Source organism: Paraburkholderia panacisoli, from assembly GCF_008369935.1.
Classification (GTDB): Bacteria; Pseudomonadota; Gammaproteobacteria; order Burkholderiales; family Burkholderiaceae; genus Paraburkholderia; species Paraburkholderia panacisoli.
Genome location: NZ_VTUZ01000058.1, coordinates 20568 through 37032, shown reverse-complemented (window position 1 = coordinate 37032; position 16465 = coordinate 20568). Strand labels below are relative to the sequence as shown.

10 protein-coding genes and 1 pseudogene are annotated in these 16465 nt (G+C 58.5%); 9 read left to right on the top strand and 2 right to left on the bottom strand.

Annotation, left to right across the window (positions count from 1 at the left end; translation table 11 throughout):
* Positions 1–4: 4 nt before the first annotated feature.
* Entirely contained in the window at positions 5–1357 is a 1353-nt protein-coding gene (locus FVF58_RS44595) for an epoxide hydrolase (protein ID WP_149675971.1), read from the top strand.
* Positions 1358–1693: 336 nt separating this feature from the next.
* Positions 1694–2326, top strand: coding sequence for a LysE family translocator (locus tag FVF58_RS44590; RefSeq protein ID WP_149675970.1), 633 nt, complete (start codon positions 1694–1696; stop codon positions 2324–2326).
* 466 nt (positions 2327–2792) lie between these two features.
* Here FVF58_RS44590 and FVF58_RS44585 read toward each other — a convergent pair.
* Together FVF58_RS44585 and FVF58_RS44580 are read right to left on the bottom strand one after the other, a co-directional pair.
* Positions 2793–2996: pseudogene (locus FVF58_RS44585) on the bottom strand (IS110 family transposase); the annotation flags it as partial.
* Positions 2997–3179: 183 nt separating this feature from the next.
* Positions 3180–4379, bottom strand: a complete 1200-nt coding sequence (locus FVF58_RS44580; RefSeq protein ID WP_149675969.1) for a hypothetical protein — start codon at positions 4377–4379, stop codon at positions 3180–3182.
* A 583-nt stretch (positions 4380–4962) separates the two neighbouring features.
* Here FVF58_RS44580 and FVF58_RS44575 point away from each other — a divergent pair.
* From FVF58_RS44575 to FVF58_RS44545, 7 genes are all read left to right on the top strand, one after another.
* Entirely contained in the window at positions 4963–5598 is a 636-nt protein-coding gene (locus tag FVF58_RS44575) for a glycoside hydrolase family 19 protein (protein ID WP_149675968.1), read from the top strand.
* 946 nt (positions 5599–6544) lie between these two features.
* A complete protein-coding gene (locus tag FVF58_RS44570) occupies positions 6545–6988 on the top strand; it encodes a response regulator transcription factor (RefSeq protein ID WP_149675967.1) in 444 nt (147 codons plus the stop codon).
* A 452-nt stretch (positions 6989–7440) separates the two neighbouring features.
* Positions 7441–9270, top strand: a complete 1830-nt coding sequence (locus FVF58_RS44565; RefSeq protein ID WP_149675966.1) for a hypothetical protein — start codon at positions 7441–7443, stop codon at positions 9268–9270.
* Complete coding sequence (locus tag FVF58_RS44560) at positions 9267–10214, top strand: hypothetical protein (RefSeq protein WP_149675965.1); 948 nt, start codon at positions 9267–9269, stop codon at positions 10212–10214. Before FVF58_RS44565 ends, FVF58_RS44560 begins: the two co-directional genes overlap by 4 nt.
* 176 nt (positions 10215–10390) lie before the next feature.
* Positions 10391–12439 (top strand): hypothetical protein, encoded by a 2049-nt coding sequence (locus FVF58_RS44555; RefSeq protein WP_149675964.1) that lies wholly within the window; start codon positions 10391–10393, stop codon positions 12437–12439.
* 33 nt (positions 12440–12472) lie between these two features.
* Positions 12473–14254: a hypothetical protein gene (locus tag FVF58_RS44550; RefSeq protein ID WP_149675963.1), complete on the top strand. Its 1782-nt coding sequence runs from the start codon at positions 12473–12475 to the stop codon at positions 14252–14254.
* A gap of 27 nt (positions 14255–14281) precedes the next feature.
* The gene (locus FVF58_RS44545; protein ID WP_149675962.1) at positions 14282–16459 is read left to right on the top strand and encodes a hypothetical protein; all 2178 of its coding nucleotides are present in this window, start codon (positions 14282–14284) and stop codon (positions 16457–16459) included.
* Positions 16460–16465 lie beyond the last annotated feature (6 nt).

Below are 16465 nucleotides of genomic sequence, written 5' to 3'. Positions count from 1 at the left end.
TCCCATGTCAAAAGACACGCCCCAATCCTCATCGCGCCGGCACTTTGTCGGTATGGCCGCCGCGGCGCTCGCGGCAGGCTCGCTGAGTCGGCTCGCCTTTGCGGAGACGAGCCCGGCAATCGGCAAGATCACCGAACCCGCGAACGGCGAGAAGACGGCGATCCGGCCGTTCCACGTTCACGCCCCCGACTCGCAGCTCGTCGACATGCGGCGCCGCATCAAGGTCACGCGCTGGCCGGATCGCGAGACGGTGCCCGACGAATCCCAGGGCATTCAGCTCGCTACCATTCAGGGACTCGCGCAATATTGGGCAACCGGCTACGACTGGCGCAAATGTGAAGCGCGGCTGAATTCGTATCCGCAGTTCATCACCAAGATTGACGGACTCGATATCCATTTCATCCACGTGCGGTCGAAGCACGAAAACGCGATGCCGCTGATCGTGACCCACGGCTGGCCCGGCTCGGTCATCGAACAGTTCAAGATCATCGACCCCCTCGTCAATCCGACTGCGTACGGCGCGCCGGCTTCGGATGCCTTTCATCTCGTGATTCCATCATTGCCCGGTTACGGCTTTTCGGCGAGACCTACCACAACGGGCTGGGGACCGGAGCGCACCGCGCGCGCGTGGGTCACATTGATGAAACGCCTCGGCTATGAGCGCTTTGCTTCGCAGGGCGGCGATCTCGGCGGGATTGTCACGAACATCATGGCCAAACAGGCGCCGCCCGAACTGATCGGCATTCATGTGAACTTCCCTGCCTCCGTTCCGGCGGAGATTCTGAAGTCGCTGGCCGCGGGCGACGCGATGCCTGCCGGCTTATCGGACGAGGAAAAGCACGCGTATGAGCAGTTGAGTGCCAACTTCAAAAAGAAGCGCGGCTACGCTTTCGAAATGGGCACGCGCCCTCAGACGCTGTACGGACTCGCCGACTCGCCCGTCGCGCTGGCTTCCTGGCTACTCGACCATGGCGACGGCTACGGCCAGCCCGCGGCGGCGTTGAGCGCAGCCGTGCTCGGTCATCCCGTCAACGGTCATTCAGCAGGCGCGCTGACGCGAGACGACATACTCGACGACATCACGCTTTACTGGCTGACCAACACCGGCATCTCGGCGGCGCGCTTCTATTGGGAGTCGCACGCGAATTTCTTCCTGGCGGCCGATGTCAGCGTGCCTGCCGCTGTGAGCGCTTTTCCGGGAGAAAACTACCAGGCGCCGAAGACCTGGACCGAAAAGGCCTATCACAACCTGATTTACTTCAACAAGCCTGAAACAGGCGGGCACTTTGCGGCATGGGAAGAACCGATGATCTTCGCGAACGAAGTGCGTACGGGATTGAGGCCCTTGCGCGCCTAAAGTGCGAAGCGCTCCGACGCGCATGCGTCGGAGCGCTCCTCGATGTAATCGTGTTAGTCGGGTCCATGCAATGTTGTTCACATTGATCGGCCGTTTGGTTCGGCCCCGGGTCCGCTTTCGAAACGCGGGTTTTCGACGAAACAGGTCGGACTGCGGCATTCATGAAGGCGGCCCGGGCGTTTGACTTGCTTCGGCCATGCGGCGCCGTCCGCCCGCCTCGTTCGACGATCACTGGCGCGCATGTCTGATATTCCTCGAAAGATGGCAATATTGCCACTCCCGTTCGTTTCGGCAAAGCCCGACAATTAGGCGACTTTCGATTTCTGGAACCCAAACATGACTGGAAACGCCTATCTCTCGACAAACCTGCTGCTTGCCTATGCAGCGTATTTCGTTGGCACCGCGAGTCCAGGGCCGAGCAACCTCGCAATTATGTCCATAGCGGCCAGTCACGGTCGGAAAGCGGCGTTGATGTTCGCACTCGGTGTCATCTCGGGGTCAATGTTTTGGGCGACGGTGGCAACGCTAGGCGTGTCGGCTGCCCTGATCGCCTATTCGCAATTCATCATTGCAGTCAAGATTTTTGGTGGTCTATATCTCTTGTGGCTAGCCTTCAAATCCGGACGCAATGCGCTTGCGACAGCAGCGGCATCCGCACTGAAGGTGGAGCGAACACCGACATTGACGAGCGTCTACTCCCGCGGAATGATGCTCCATCTCACTAATCCAAAAGCTATCCTCGTGTGGGTTTCAATTGTTGCTCTATCGTCGAACAGCACGGGATCTGCCCATAGCGCTCTAATTGCAGGCTGTGCGGCCATCGGATGTCTGGTGTTCGGCGGTTATGCAGTACTGTTTTCGACGGACTCGGCTCGCAGGATGTACGTTCGGACCCGTCGCGCCCTGGAAGGATGCCTGGCCATAGTATTCGGGATTGCCGGCATCAGGCTCCTCGCCTCGCGTGTCTAGCTAGTTTCAGTACCTTCGTTTGTCCAACGTCATACCGCGGGGGAGTCCTGCTATTTCGGTCGAAAGTACGCATCCGAATGGAGTGAAGCCATGACTTTCATGGCGATAGAGGCGGGACTATCAGGAAGCCGACTGAATGTCGGCAGGGGCCAACAGATGGAAGGCGTTGAGCGTGCGCGAACGGCGGCTGGGCAATGGCGGATTCAACCGGTGGATGCAATAGTTTGCTGGAATCGCCGATGACTTGTCCTCGAGCGACGGTTGCGTCCGAGCCTCATCAGCGTGGAGAATGCGTCCCTAGGTTCGGTGGGAAAAAGATCGACAAGCGCAGTTGACTCACGGTCGTCGAACCGTTTGCGCTGCATACAGCTTGCGATCTTCCAGAAGGACGTTGATATTCCAATCGCCGTGGCGAGTGGGTTATGGGGTCTCCACTCGTTCGAAACCGAAGAGACCCTTGCGCGCCCCGACGATACACGCGGGCCCAGTGATGCACACCCGAACAGGCCTCCATACCAATCAGACACGACGGCGGCAGTTGCGCAATCAGCGCTCCGAGTTGATCACGGGTGACTTTCGGCTTGACCAATACCGCCCTGCCGATTTCATCCACACCATGGATGGCAAACACACTTTTGGCAAGATCGATTCCGACGGTCACAGTGGACATGGACTTCCTCTCCTGCTGGCGTTGATGAAGGCTCGACACTCCATCATGGCACTTTGATGCCGATTCGCGGCTTCCGCCGCAGCCTCGGGACGGGGGGACGTCGTGTTCATTCGACTACCCCGAATGACAACGCAATGAATTTATAACCCACCACGCTATCAGTCTTCGGTGCTGGTCATGTCCTTATGTAGCTTGCGGGCTGGAGCTTGACGGCTGCCTTGCCTCGGGTACGCGAAAGCTGAGATAGGTACCTGAACTGAGGCCCATTAGCGCCAGCAGGTTGGAGTTCAGGTCAGGCATCGTCAGATCGTAGTAGACATCCGAGATAAAGATTAATCCCAAGACAATAGTCCACGCCAGCATTTGCAAGCGATGAAAGGACACGCCATGCTCGTCGGACAGTAGATCGCGCAAGAAACTATTTATGCCGCGGCCGATGGTTTGGCTTGATTTCGCGGCTGCTAGTTGGGGCGATGGTGAGTCAGGGGCAGGATCCGGAGATGAAAGGACGGGGCCTGATGTGACTTCCCCTGCTTGACTTGGATTGGCTTCGGCGGCGACAGGCAAGTTCGGCTTTACGGATTTGTTTTGCGAAATCAGTAAGTCGCCCAGTGCCGTCCCCGCACTGATGCCCAGCAGCACTAGAACCGAAGGATTCAGCGAATTTGCCTCGCCTGTCGCTACCCATATTCCAAGAAATGAATCGAAGATTACTAAAAACCAGAAACCCATCTGAATTTTGGCGAGACTGAATTTTTTCCGACCGTGCACCGTCTCACGTGACTCGTCTTCACGAAAAATGTCGGTGGTGACCGCCAGCCATATGCACAGAGCGGTGATAGAGATAATAAGCCCAACCGTGATAATGGCCCATTGCTTCTCCACCACTATCAGTGTGGCGGGATGCTGTTCGTCGAGCATGGAGGTGAAGGGGGCGCCCTTCTCCAGACCGACGGTAAGCGTCACGGGACGGTTCAATGCAAGCGGTCCGAGCAAGTCGATCCATTCCTGCTTGTTCTTATCTGTGATCTGGAGATGATAGACGAGACGACCTCGAGAAAGATTGACGCCAAGCGGATAGTTGCCCTTCAATGCAAGGTCGTTCATATAGGGCACGAGCTTCCATGGATCATTGCCTTTGATAGTGCTCCACTTTTCCAGGTTCGAAACCGATACGGCGATGACCGCGTCAACTTCGGGACTATCGGACACCGTGGTGACAACCGGATTGCCCGAATCGGGAGCGGTCTGCGCCTCGGTCGATGCTGACTGTATGCCCAGCAGCAGGAATATCATCGTAACGACCTCGACGTACCATGTCCGGATAATTGCCGGTGAGCTCTGTTGTGGTCCCATCGAAGCACTTTGGGTCGGCGTCATCATAAGTAACTCATATCTATTAATCGATCAGCAAAACGATCAAGCATCATCGTCTGGATGCACACGATGTGATTGCGCGGCGTCATACGTGATCCCAGGCGTCCGAGCACACGATCCGATTACGACCCCCGCGAAAACCGAGTGAGGTAATTGAAGGTCCACCCGGGCGCTCGTGCAACTGCGATTGCTCGAACGCGGTTCGGCTAACCCGTCCAGATTGCTTACGGATCTGCAGACGCGAGCGCTATGTCGAAGTTCTTGAGCGCCGCCACTCGGTGAACGAAGCGTAGGGTGACGTATTTAACTTAGGATTATTCAGACGTGATCGGTATGCCACTTATTGCGTATTGACAATCGACTCAAATCGTGGCCCGGCGATTCAAGCGCGATGAAGTTCGAGTCGACGCCCGACAGCGTTGATTACTCGTGTGAGCTAGGGTCTTTCGAAAGGTGGATTTACGTAATCCACACCGTTGCATGGCCAGACCTTCTATCATATAAAGCGCGGCGGCCGGTCGTTAGATCTCATTTGTCAGCATTGCAGACAAGTGCGCGGCATTCTGACGGTTTCTTCTTTGGAGATCGTATGGACACTGAGACATTCCACCGCGCGGCGAACCTTTCGTCGGCACTCGCCGAACGCTGGATCTCACCGATCACGGCGGCCGCCGACGAGTTCGACATCAACACCCCCGCGCGTCTTGCCGCGTGGCTTGCGCAGATGGGGCATGAGAGCGGCGGATTCAGGCTGCTGAGCGAGAGCTTCAACTATGCACCGGATGCACTGAAAATTTTCTCGCGCATTCCCTCCGGCATGCGTTCGCAACTCGGACGACAGCCAGGCGAAAAGACGGTCCCTATCGCAAGGCAACAGCAGATTGCCAACCTGGCCTACGGCCGCCGATTTGGTAACGGCGACACCGCGAGCGGAGACGGCTGGCGCTATCGGGGGCGCGGGCTCAAGCAGGTTACGTTCAAGGATAACTACCGGGACGCCGGCCGCGCGCTCGGCGTCGACCTCGTGAATGACCCGGATCAGCTCGCGACGGACGATCGGCTCGCAGCGCGCAGCGCCGGCTGGTACTGGAAGTCTCGCGGCTGCAACGAGGCCGCTGACCGACGCGACTTTGACGCGTGCACACGGGCAATCAATCCTGCCATGGACGGCAAGTCGGAGCGCGACGCGCGCTACAAGCTATGCTGCGACGTCTTGCTCAAATAGGGAGCTCGATGCCGATCTGTGTCAAAGGGAAAGGTCATAAGATCCCCGCCCGCTACGCTCGAAGCCGCCACGCCGCCCGATTCAGATCATGCTGTCGATGCCGCTCCGATCACTTCGGCGGCGAATTCGGCGAACACAGTTCCGCCACCGGTCGAAACCGATCCGACGCCTCCTTCATGAAAGCCTCCGGCGAACAACAGTTCTTCCAGCGAGACCTCGGCGAAGTCCTGGTGCTGCTCGACTCCTTAACCGACGCGCATCGTAATGACTGAAAAGCCACGCAAATTTATGTCGGAATCCGATCACAGGCTTGATGATGCCGAACACCGGTGTTGATCTGGTCGCGTTCCGTGGCAGCGCCTTGCAGCGGTTTCGGGTCCTTGCCCGGCGACTTCTTGGCTCTTTGCGCTGTGCCTCGCGACGCGTCACCCTGGCTTCGTAATCCTTCTGCCCGTCCGCGAATCGCTCCTGCGCTCGCGCCTCAACTGCTGCACTTCTTCGCGCAACTGCGCTTCGATCCGGCCGATGTGTCCGTGCGACAGCGCGCGCTACTTACTCGCGTTGGCTTTGACCTTCGTGCCGCCCAAGGCAATGCGGTCTAGCTTGATCAGCATCATTTCGTTGGCGAGCAGCAGCACCTACACAAACGCCTTCTCCTGGTAATCCGGCAACCAGTCCTCCACCGACGGTGGAAACAGATAACCGGTTTGACGATCAACGCGCACAAAGCGACTCATCTATATGCTCTCGGCAACTTGTTGCCCCGCCAACGCACAACCTTATCCTTCGGATAGCCGTTTTCGACCGAGCTCCGACAAACTCTCAGGCCTTCGATATCAAACGACTTCCCCTTTTTACTCCTTGCAGGTCTCCGGGTGCACTGTCGCAAAGCTAACAGTTTTGATGCGCTCTACGTCACGATCATGAAAATCACCCGACGGATTCAATGGACTCAAGTCTCACGCCCCGAGAGAAAGAAGTCCTGGATCTGTTACGCCTCGGGTTAAGTAACAGGGCAATTGCTTCGCGCCTCGAAATCGGCCTTGATACAGCACGACGTTATACCAGCCGCGTCAAGCAGAAAACTGGTGTTCCGTCCACTTTCGCACTGCCGTGTTTCGACCTTCCGGACGAATCCGACTGGCCGGGTGAGCTCGATCTGGGCGGAGTTCGGATAAGCGAAACCGAAATGCGGGTGCTGCGCCTTCTATGCCGCGGACATAGTAGCAAGCATATCGGGCGTGTTCTTCAGGTCAGTCCTCGCACCGTGGACAAGCATCGGGAGCGTTTGCTGCGCAAGTTTGGGCTGCAATCAACAAGACAACTTACAGCATGGATTGCCAGCCGATACGCGAAATGTGGCATAGGAAAAAGATCGGACGAATCCTAATGTGTATCTAACGCCGCGACAATCGAATCGACACTAAAAAGATGAGAAATTCATGTTTATGCACTCAGCATAATTTTGAATTTTTCAATTATTCGGATTCGGACATTGCGGTTGACTGAAGTGTCCCCCGGTGTAATGCAGGCCGGGCGTTGTATCCACTTAAGGCGTAGCAGGACTTTCTGCAAGTCACGCGTCGACGGCAACATCGGCTCGTGGATGACGCTCGTAAATTTGCCGCATACACGTATCGATCTCGATTTCTTTTCAGTTTTCTGAAGGCTTTCTGACGAGCCGTTCTCCAGGCTCACTCACAGCAAGGATGTTGAATATCCAAAATGGATTGAATTAGCAAATACGTCTTCCTATTTAAACACCGAATTTTGTTTCGATGTTTTTGATGACGTTCGCGCCCTAAGGATGAGAACGCTGTCTTGTGTGAGGTGAAGAAAGCCATGCCCTCGTTACCGATCATTGCCGCGCAAGGTACGCCGTGTTGGCAAAGTGTCATTCGGACGGAGAACTTCGATCTGCTTTCGGCGTACGACAACCCGCATCTTTACTTCGCCGTTCCAAAGGCGGCGAGTCTTGCGACAAGGCTGGACGGCTCTCCGGTGTTCTTTCTGGAGTTCTTCTCCGACAAGAATGATCCCAATATCGACAACAGCTTATACGCGATGATCGAAATGGCGTTGGAGCAGGACGGTGACCTCTCCGATGCATACGACATCCTCAGCAAGGTCCGCAGTGGCACTACCCTGCTTCCGCTTACGTTCACCACCGGAAGCTACGTTCACGTGGAATGCGGCGATTCGCACGCGTCGGCGCCGTTTGCCTGGGAAAGCGCGAGGCGCGCCACGATCAATGCACGTATCTCGCTACTCACCGCGCGGCTGCTCTTTGGTGCGCTCGCGACAGGCGGAGTCACCATTGCACGTGCCGCGATCGAATGCGAAGTGCCCGCCGTCCTGCCTCGCCTCGAGGCGACCATTCGTTTCAATGCGCGCGATGTTCCCGACGCGCTGCGCACGGCGCTCAATCCTGTGGGAGCAAGCCTTGCGTTCGATGCGTTGGTCCGGTTTCTGGACAATCCTCCGACTGCGCTGTTTCGGTTCGACGGCGAGCCCGTGCCCGCAGGAATCGGGCTCGGGCTCGCGCTGGCCGGCCGCTTCCGTCATTTCTTCGGGCGCTTTGCGCCTTGCCCGCGGATCGACGACGGCCCGCACATCACGCTCGATCAGTCCGCAGATGCAATTCCCGATTCGACGACCTGGGATTTGCGCACGCCACTGATGACAGGCGTGCCGGTATTCCTGCGCTACGACCCGTTCGGTTTTGTCGCGGGACGCACGACGCGAGATCGCGTGACTGCGTTCACACCTGTCCCGCTGCTGCCGGACGAATTGCGAACCCGCCATCTCACGGTTGCCTCGGGACTTCCCCAGAGTTTCGTGAATTGTAATCAGATCGCTGTGACCGTGCGGGTGAACAAGGACGTCTCGGCATCAGGCAGCACGGAAGCGCGGTCCATCGTGCTTTACCCGGCGCAGCCTCGATCTACCACCCTCGACCTGAAGTACGCGAAGATCAATTCGGCCAAGCCCTACAGCACCAGCGTGAAGGTGGTCGGCGAAAGCGACGTCACTGACGGACCATGGTCCGACAGGACCGACGACTACCTCTTCGTCGATGCAAGCCAACTGTCAGTGACCTATGTCACGGTACGCGCCACCATCGAGTTGCTCCAGGATGCGGAGATCTCGTTCGCATTCACGGTAGCGCCGGACCAAACGCGCATGTCCGGCGCGCTGGACGCTGCGCACCCGGAGGCCACCTACCTCCTTGGCGCTACGGACGCGCCAATGCGCCTCTCGATTTCCGCGCGCGACCCCGCGAATCTTGCGAACGTGATCAAGCTCGACCTGCCCTGCCGCCCGGTCGAACTGGATATGACGTCATTTCACGAGTACGGCACGCAGAGCGTCCGCATCGTCGTGCAGTTCCACGATGACACCACCTTGGCGAGGCTGGAGTTCGCAGTGGAGTCGGACGATGCGGAGCGCGTCGTGCTGGGTTTTACGCCTGCCACGCCTGAAGGCCAGTTCAACTACTTCGCCGCCAGTCTCTTCAGGCGTCGCTATCGCTTCCGGGAGTACACAGGCGAGGACGACTCCTCGACCGCGTGGTCGGCATTCCTCGCGCCCGGACAGGACCTCCACATTGGCATGTATCGCGGCGGAGCGCGTCAGGAACCTGCGCCCGCCCGTCAAGGGGCTTCCGAATGACTGATCTTCCGAAAGGCCACTATGTTGGCGAACTCTACTACCTCCCGGTCGGGTCGCCCAAGGACGGAGATTTCGTCTTCGTACCCGGATCGCCAGGCATCGAGATCGAGCAGGGAGCCGTCAAGGCCAGCCTCCTCTCAAGCCCCGGTGGGGCCATGGTCTCCGTACAGGCCGTCTGGCAGGCCGACGAGAGCGCGCTGGAATCAGCCCGCGCCGACATCGCGACCCACTACCCGGATGCCGATGAAATCCGGCTCGACGCTGCGCCACTCTCGGACGTGACGGCAACCCTCACGATTGGAAGCGCGAGCGGTGTGCTGCACACGGTCGGACCCAATCAGGCTTCAGGGATGCCCTCTAACCGCGTGGTCTTCAGCGAAACGCTGACAGCGGCAGAGAAGCTGGAGACCATCAACGCGTTTCGCGGCAAACCAGGTGTGCTGGTGCTCGACTATGCAGGCACGCTCTCCCTGGACGAAAGCGCGACTGTCGAGATCGCGGGCGACCTCGTCGACATCGTGAAGTCCCTCGCACCCAAGCCTGTCGAAGAGAAGTCCGGCGGCTTCTTCTCAAGAAAGAAGGATCCGCCTCCCCCCGAGCCGCCAACGCTCGACATGTGCGCCGTCGCGTTGAACGATGCGATCGCGAGCGGGCGTCTGCACATTGTCAACATGGACACACCCAATGTCTCGTCCCGCGTACGCGACAAAGCGACTGACGAACTCCGCGCGACGCTCGCGAAGATGCTCTTCGACAAACTTCAGCAGATGGGTGCAGATGCAATCTACCTGTCCTCGTTCCCGGTCAGGCTGAGGAAGTCCATCCCTGAAAGCGTGACGTTCCAGATCAGCCGTACGGTAGATCTGGGTATGTGGTTCGCGCAGAACGGTGGTGCTCGCCTCGTCGCAGAGGCGGGCGCGCCAATTCCTGAACCACCGCGATAGACGAGGTCACGGGATCGTCAAGACAACTTCGCGGCAACCCTTTCGCACAAAGGAGTAGACCCATGCTCAAGCTTTCGCCTGCTGTAACGGTGAACAACGTTCCCGGCGCTTTCAAGGACTCGGTCAATAGCTACATCGTCTTTCCCGACAGCGAGGACAAGAACACGTTCTACGCAATGGCCGAGAAGCCGACCTACCTTTCCGACAAGGGCACCCCCAGCTTCAACCTCACGTGGTATTTCGGTTCAGGCGTGAAAGCGGGCGGCATCTGCACGATGACCGTCGCGCTGCCAATGCCCGACACGGACAATCCGCAAGTGAAGAGCAAGTTCGTGGATGCCATCCGGGGAGATACAAGCACTTCCACGATCGCGAAAACGACCCTGGCGCTGTGCAAGGCCATGGACGCGAACGACGCGACCAAGGTGGCATCGCTGAAGGCAGAACTTGGCTTTAACGATGAAGCCGCCGCGAAGAGGAAGGCGACGTGGGACGGAAGCGACCAGTGGGAGCAGTTCCTGCCGGACAGCAACATCAAGATCGCACCGATTCTCTATACGTCGGGAAAGGTCGTGGTGCAGGCGTTCGCCAACAAGGAAGCCTATGACGGTCACACGCCGACATTCACGGGTGCCTTCGAGACCACGCCTTCGCAGTTCAACAGCAACGCGGCCGTGATCACCTTCAATCTGAGCGATCTTGGCGCCAACCTTTTCTGGCATGGTCTAGGCGGCTGGGCATTCGATCAGCCCACCAAGCCTGAGGCATATGATGTCGCTGCCGGCGCCAGCAGTGTCCTTACAGTCGTCTACACCGTCACCTTCGACGGCCTGTTGCCTGAGGCCAGGGCCACCGTCTCCCTCAAGCATGAAGTTCTCGCAAAGCTGAATATCGAAGAACAGGTCAAGACGGGAGCATGGGGACGCACCTATCGGCAGGAGGTCGTGCGCGGCAAGGAATTCAACGATGCGATCAACAGCGCCACCGAAATCGTGCTTCCCGCCGTCGCGTCCCCCAATGACAAGAAAAACGTTCAAGAGTTGCTGACCGACTGGGCTGCAAAGCAGCTCGAGGTCATGACGCAGGCGCAACTTCCGTCGGTGAGTCTCGCCGACCTCAGGATCGAAGACGTGCGTCAAATCAAAACGGTCCAGGAGCAGGCAAGGACCTACAAGCTGACGCAAGCTGTGACCTTGCCGAAATCGCCACAGGCGCAGTTGTCGAAAATCAATGCCCTCGTCGATGAGAAGACCGTCAGGAACGTGTTCCAGCTCATCAATCTCAATGATGTCCCGCACATCAAGGTGGATCTGACGGTCAGGCCGCCGAACATCGACTACATGAAGACCAGGCAGATCGATCGCTTCGTCGTGACACAGCTGACGTTTGCCGGGCAGAAGCTCCTGAACAAGGATGCCAAGGAAGTCGCCAGCATCGAATATCTGATGAGCAAAGATCAGCCGAACAGCGAGATACTCAACGGCGTCTTCGGCAGGGATACCAAAGACAAGACGATCCAGTACAGCTACCTGGTCTCCTACAACGACGGCACACCGCCGTTCCGCGTGTCGGCCGCCAGCCAGACCGACAACAACTATCTGGATCTCGGCGGCGTGGACATTGGCGTCCTGAGCGTGTCACTGGATGCAACCGGTCTGCCATGGGATGTCATCAGCAGCGCCAAGGTCGACCTTCGATACGCCGATTGGGAAAAGTCGATCGCGCTCAAGAAAGACTCGGCCCCCGTGCTCATCACCAAGCCATTCGGGCAGACGATGAGCCAGCCCTTGAGTTACAAGGTGACGCTGACGCTCACGGCCGGTATGCCGATCGTCGGCGAGGTCGTTGAGGTCATGCCGAAGCACGGCCACGCAGAAATCACGCTGCAGAACCCGCTCGGCAACATGATCGATCCGATCACTTTCACGCTCGAAGCAGGCGTGACCAAGGCCCAGCTTCGCGTGGAATACACCCTTCGGAGCAGCGGCACGCCGGATCGCATCTTCAACCAGCTCGTCCAGCTCGACAGTTCCAAGGATTCGGGGAAGTTCGTCTGGAACGTACCCCGGCAGAGCAACAGGCCCCCCGCGATGCGGGTCACGAAGGCACGCGTGACCTCTGCCGCCGGTGTCAAAGACCTCACGGACCTGAGCCAGGGCGCGCTGGACCCGCTCGACACTCAGGCATCGATCACCGTGCTGGCCGACGGCCTGTCGAATTTCTAGTGAATTGAATTTATCCTCGAACGGTGACTCCCGATGCTCGGCGACGATCTGAAAATTGATCTGGAGAGCGCGCGAAGCGTCCTGGTGTACCAGGATGCTTCCTTCCCCACGATCTTCTACTACGCATCGACCCGGCCCACTCTCGCGCGCAGCGACGCCGGGTATCAGCTCACCCTCGTGCACTACGACAAGCCGGTCAATGGGAACGCCGGCATGTTGTCGCTCGTCGTCAATCTTCAACCGGACGACACGGAGATGGACAACGCGCGCAAAGAACTCCAGGAAAGGAATCAAGACAAAGTCCTGGAATTGCGGCCCATCCCGTGGATCTCGGGCAAGGTCGCCACTGCTGTGATTGGCGGCAACCCCGTGTTCAGCACGCCTTCGCTGCTCGGCGAGAACACGGCGGTCCTGTCGATAGGACTGACGGTCGATCAGTATCTGATGCTCCGCGCGAAGGAGAACAACACTGCAGCATCACCGATATCGATCGTGTACGACCTCTCCTATGAGGCGTTCCGGCCGAAGTTCAGCTTCTCGGTCCAGTTCGACGAATCGAAGTTTCGTGACTGGATTCAGAAGAAGTGTTCGGCGAACTTCCTGTTCATCAGCGTGGAAAAGCTGGAGACGTTCGAAGAACTCCGCCAGAGCGGCGTGATTCGAGTCGTCTCCGAGAACCTGACGGGCGAAGCGCCGCCAGACGGCTTTCGCGAAGCGTTTCTCAGGAGTCTGAAGAGCATACTGGTTCCGCTGCCCCGATTCGCGCCGGCACCTGAAGCGGGAAGCGGAAACTGGCTGGTCGGCTTCGACTGCGGCGCCGTGCGCGATGTCCAGAACATCTCGAAGCGGCTCGATACCAACATGCAGGTGAGCGGCGTCGTCGCGCGCAAGGCGTTCATCCAGGGCGCCATCGCGGGATTGAACGAGGCTCTCGCTTCCCGGCCCGATATCGAGCTCACCACCGGGGCGAGCTTCACGCGGACGCTGACCGTGCGCTGCCACGACGCGTTCGGCGGCAGCCCTCTCGATGCAGCCAACGTCGCCATCCGGTGCGCCAACGCAAACCCTCTCACGCGCGAGTTCAAGGACTCCGCGACAGAGTGGGCTGTCACGCTCGTTGACCCGCCAGGCAGTGGCTCCGGGTACGCGTACACCTGCGATCTCTACTTCCGCGAGCGCGCCGCGATTCCGACCGCCGCAGTGAGCATCAGCCGCGACCAGACGTATCTCGACATCGTGCCGTCGGCGCTCTACACGTACCGCCGCTACGCGGCCAGTGTCGCCGACGATTTTCCCTGGAAGCTCGTGAAGACGATCGGACTCGCGCTGCGCGGCCCCGACTCACTGGTGTTTCAACCCGGTCAACTCACACTCAAGCCCGACACACCAACGGGTTCGATCAAAGCCTTTGCACCGTCGCGGGTCGACCTCGATGCCGTGTCAGTCAGCGCGACCTACACGCCCGTGGCAGGGGCAGGCACGCCATTCGAGTTGGTCCTACTGCCTGCGGGGACATCGATCTTTCTGAATCCGTTCAGCCGTCGGGTCGTGACCTTCCGCGCCGCCGCGGACTTCGACTGGGCAAGCATCACCCAAATCGGCATCGCGATCGTTGTCTCCGACGACAGCCCTCAGTTGTGGGAGACCCGAAAACTTCTGCTGTCTCGAGACACCCCGCAGATCAAGGCCACCTACTGGTATCCGATCGACAAACAGTTCTCGTACTACGCCGTCTTCTTCCGGAAGAACGGGAAAGACATGAAGACCGCGCCGATGAATACGCGCCAGTCGGACGTGATCCTTTCGGCGCCATAAAAATCTCCCAACTCCAAGGAGTCAAGCATGATCTACATCGACCAGAAGAAGCTCACGGTGGACGGCGTCGACGTCTATCCTGACCATATCTCCCAAACGCAGTTCTGGTATATCCCGGGCACGATCCGGCTCGCGCAGCGCAACAACAGGAAAGTGCTTTCGTACCTCTGGTACACGGATTCGGAAACCGACAACGAAGGCATAGGCTTCCTGAATTTCGAGGTCAACACGGCTGTGCCAAAGGCTACGCTCGAGGAGATCGAGAAGCAGATCATCGCGAAGTGGAAACCTGAGGGGAAGATCACGCTCTCGACGGTGCCCTATCACACGGGCAGCGTGAGCTTCTCTGTGCTCGGCGGGGGCGGCGTGGATGTCGCGAAGGCCGGCGACCTCTCTAAAGACCCCTCCGTCGTGTACCAGAGCAAGGAACAACTGGTCTGGAACGCGGGCTCCTCGTCGCTCGTCGGCGACAACGCGGCCGTCTGCTCGGTGAGGTTCAGCAAGGAAGGCAAGCTCGCAGGGGCCATGAATGCGGTGCTGGAGAACAAGCTGCATAACATCGCCGCGCTGTATCGCCTGGAGTTCCTCGCGATGCGGCCATCGGTCACCTTCACCGTGAAGGGTACGTTCGAGAAGACCATCCAGGACTTCAAGGCCAGCATCGGAGCGTCGATCCCGCTGGAAGTGCTGCTGCTCGACATCGGTGTCCAGGCCCAGTGGCAGAAGATCATGCAGAACACGGACCTGAAGATCGAAGTCGTGAACTACACGGGGGAGAACGAACAGGACGGTCTCAAGTGGGCGCAACAGGTTCTGCTCGACTACGTGTTGAAGAACTTCTTCGAAGTTCAACTCGGCGCGGAGAAGGATGCCTGGAGCCCATTGTCGAAGGCACCGGACGTCGAAGCGACCGTGCAGAAGGCCAAGGACGTCGAACTCGCCGCCTCCGACAAGGTGGCGGACAAAGAAACGACGGATAACGACAAGGACAAACCTGCTGACAAGGACACAGACGCGGAGAAGGACACAGACGCCGAAAAGGACACCGATCCAAAGAAGGACGAGGACACCGGGAAGGACAATGCCACGACGGAAAAGGACAGCGCCGTCAAGCAACTGATCAAGGCTGCTGCGCCATTCATTCCCAAGGTCAGCGTGCGGGCCTCGTACTACCACGGCAGCCAGGTCAATTCGATCGACTTCATGTATTCGGAAAAGAAGGCAAAGTCGATGCCGGTGTTGCCACAGGCCCTCGTCGCCCTGGACGCCAGCGACAACGTCGATGAATACGTCACCAAGTTGAACCGTGCGGGGACCCCGTTCGGTCGTGCATACAACGTGGTGGTGTCGATTCCAGACGAAACGGATCAGGCCAAGGTAGGCCTGCAGGCGCTGAACGTGCAGGCTCGCTATCCAGCCAGCGCCCCAACGAGCAAGCAAACGCCGTTCAATCTGACCGTCAACGCAGGAAAGACGACGGGACAGAATCCCCTGCCGTTTCAGTACGACGCCAAGGGAAGCGCGGAGGTCGAGTACACCGCCGATTTCGTCTTCAAGCCGAGCTCGGACTGGGAGAGCGATGCGTTCCAGTATTCGCTAAAGGGCACCAGCGAAAAAGGCTTGATTACGGCGATGGCCGAATCCGTCGTCGAATTCCTCACGATCAGCGTCGCGCTCGGCACGGATTTCGTCTGGAACGTCGATCAGGCCGTGGTCACGCTCACCAGCGCGAAGTGGAAGGGCGAAAAGCGCGTGGTCTTCCAGAAGGGCGCGAAGGATGCGATGGACGTAAAGGTCATCAAGCTCCGCAGCGACGCCAGGTTCCAGTCCGAACCAGTTCAATACAGCGTCGATCTGCGCAAGGCAAACAAGAGCGTGTATGCGTATGGACCGCTGCAGGTGATGGACAAGCAAATCACTGTCGTCGACCCCTACGCCAACCATATTCCCGTGTACTTCACGGCTGGATTCAAGGACGAAAGCGTCGACATCACGCTGACCTATCAGGACGGCGACTACGTCTGGGAAGATCAGTTCTCGCTCGAAGCCGGTGAGAAGAAAGTGCAAAGGATCATCCCGACCCTGAAGGACATCAAGCTCAAAAGCGAACTCGAAGCACAGTACGAAGTCACGCCCGAGTCGGGGGATTCGTTCAAAGGAACGATCAAGGGCGGCATGACAAAGGTCATCAAGACCTCGGCGTAACAACGA

Bases quoted from the DNA above. Each gene is read 5' to 3' on its own strand.
- FVF58_RS44595 (WP_149675971.1), top strand. From the start codon at position 5: ATGTCAAAAGACACGCCCCAATCCTCATCGCGCCGGCACTTTGTCGGT.
- FVF58_RS44590 (WP_149675970.1), top strand. From the start codon at position 1,694: ATGACTGGAAACGCCTATCTCTCGACAAACCTGCTGCTTGCCTATGCA.
- FVF58_RS44580 (WP_149675969.1), bottom strand. From the start codon at position 4,379: ATGATGACGCCGACCCAAAGTGCTTCGATGGGACCACAACAGAGCTCA.
- FVF58_RS44575 (WP_149675968.1), top strand. From the start codon at position 4,963: ATGGACACTGAGACATTCCACCGCGCGGCGAACCTTTCGTCGGCACTC.
- FVF58_RS44570 (WP_149675967.1), top strand. From the start codon at position 6,545: ATGGACTCAAGTCTCACGCCCCGAGAGAAAGAAGTCCTGGATCTGTTA.
- FVF58_RS44565 (WP_149675966.1), top strand. From the start codon at position 7,441: ATGCCCTCGTTACCGATCATTGCCGCGCAAGGTACGCCGTGTTGGCAA.
- FVF58_RS44560 (WP_149675965.1), top strand. From the start codon at position 9,267: ATGACTGATCTTCCGAAAGGCCACTATGTTGGCGAACTCTACTACCTC.
- FVF58_RS44555 (WP_149675964.1), top strand. From the start codon at position 10,391: ATGGCCGAGAAGCCGACCTACCTTTCCGACAAGGGCACCCCCAGCTTC.
- FVF58_RS44550 (WP_149675963.1), top strand. From the start codon at position 12,473: ATGCTCGGCGACGATCTGAAAATTGATCTGGAGAGCGCGCGAAGCGTC.
- FVF58_RS44545 (WP_149675962.1), top strand. From the start codon at position 14,282: ATGATCTACATCGACCAGAAGAAGCTCACGGTGGACGGCGTCGACGTC.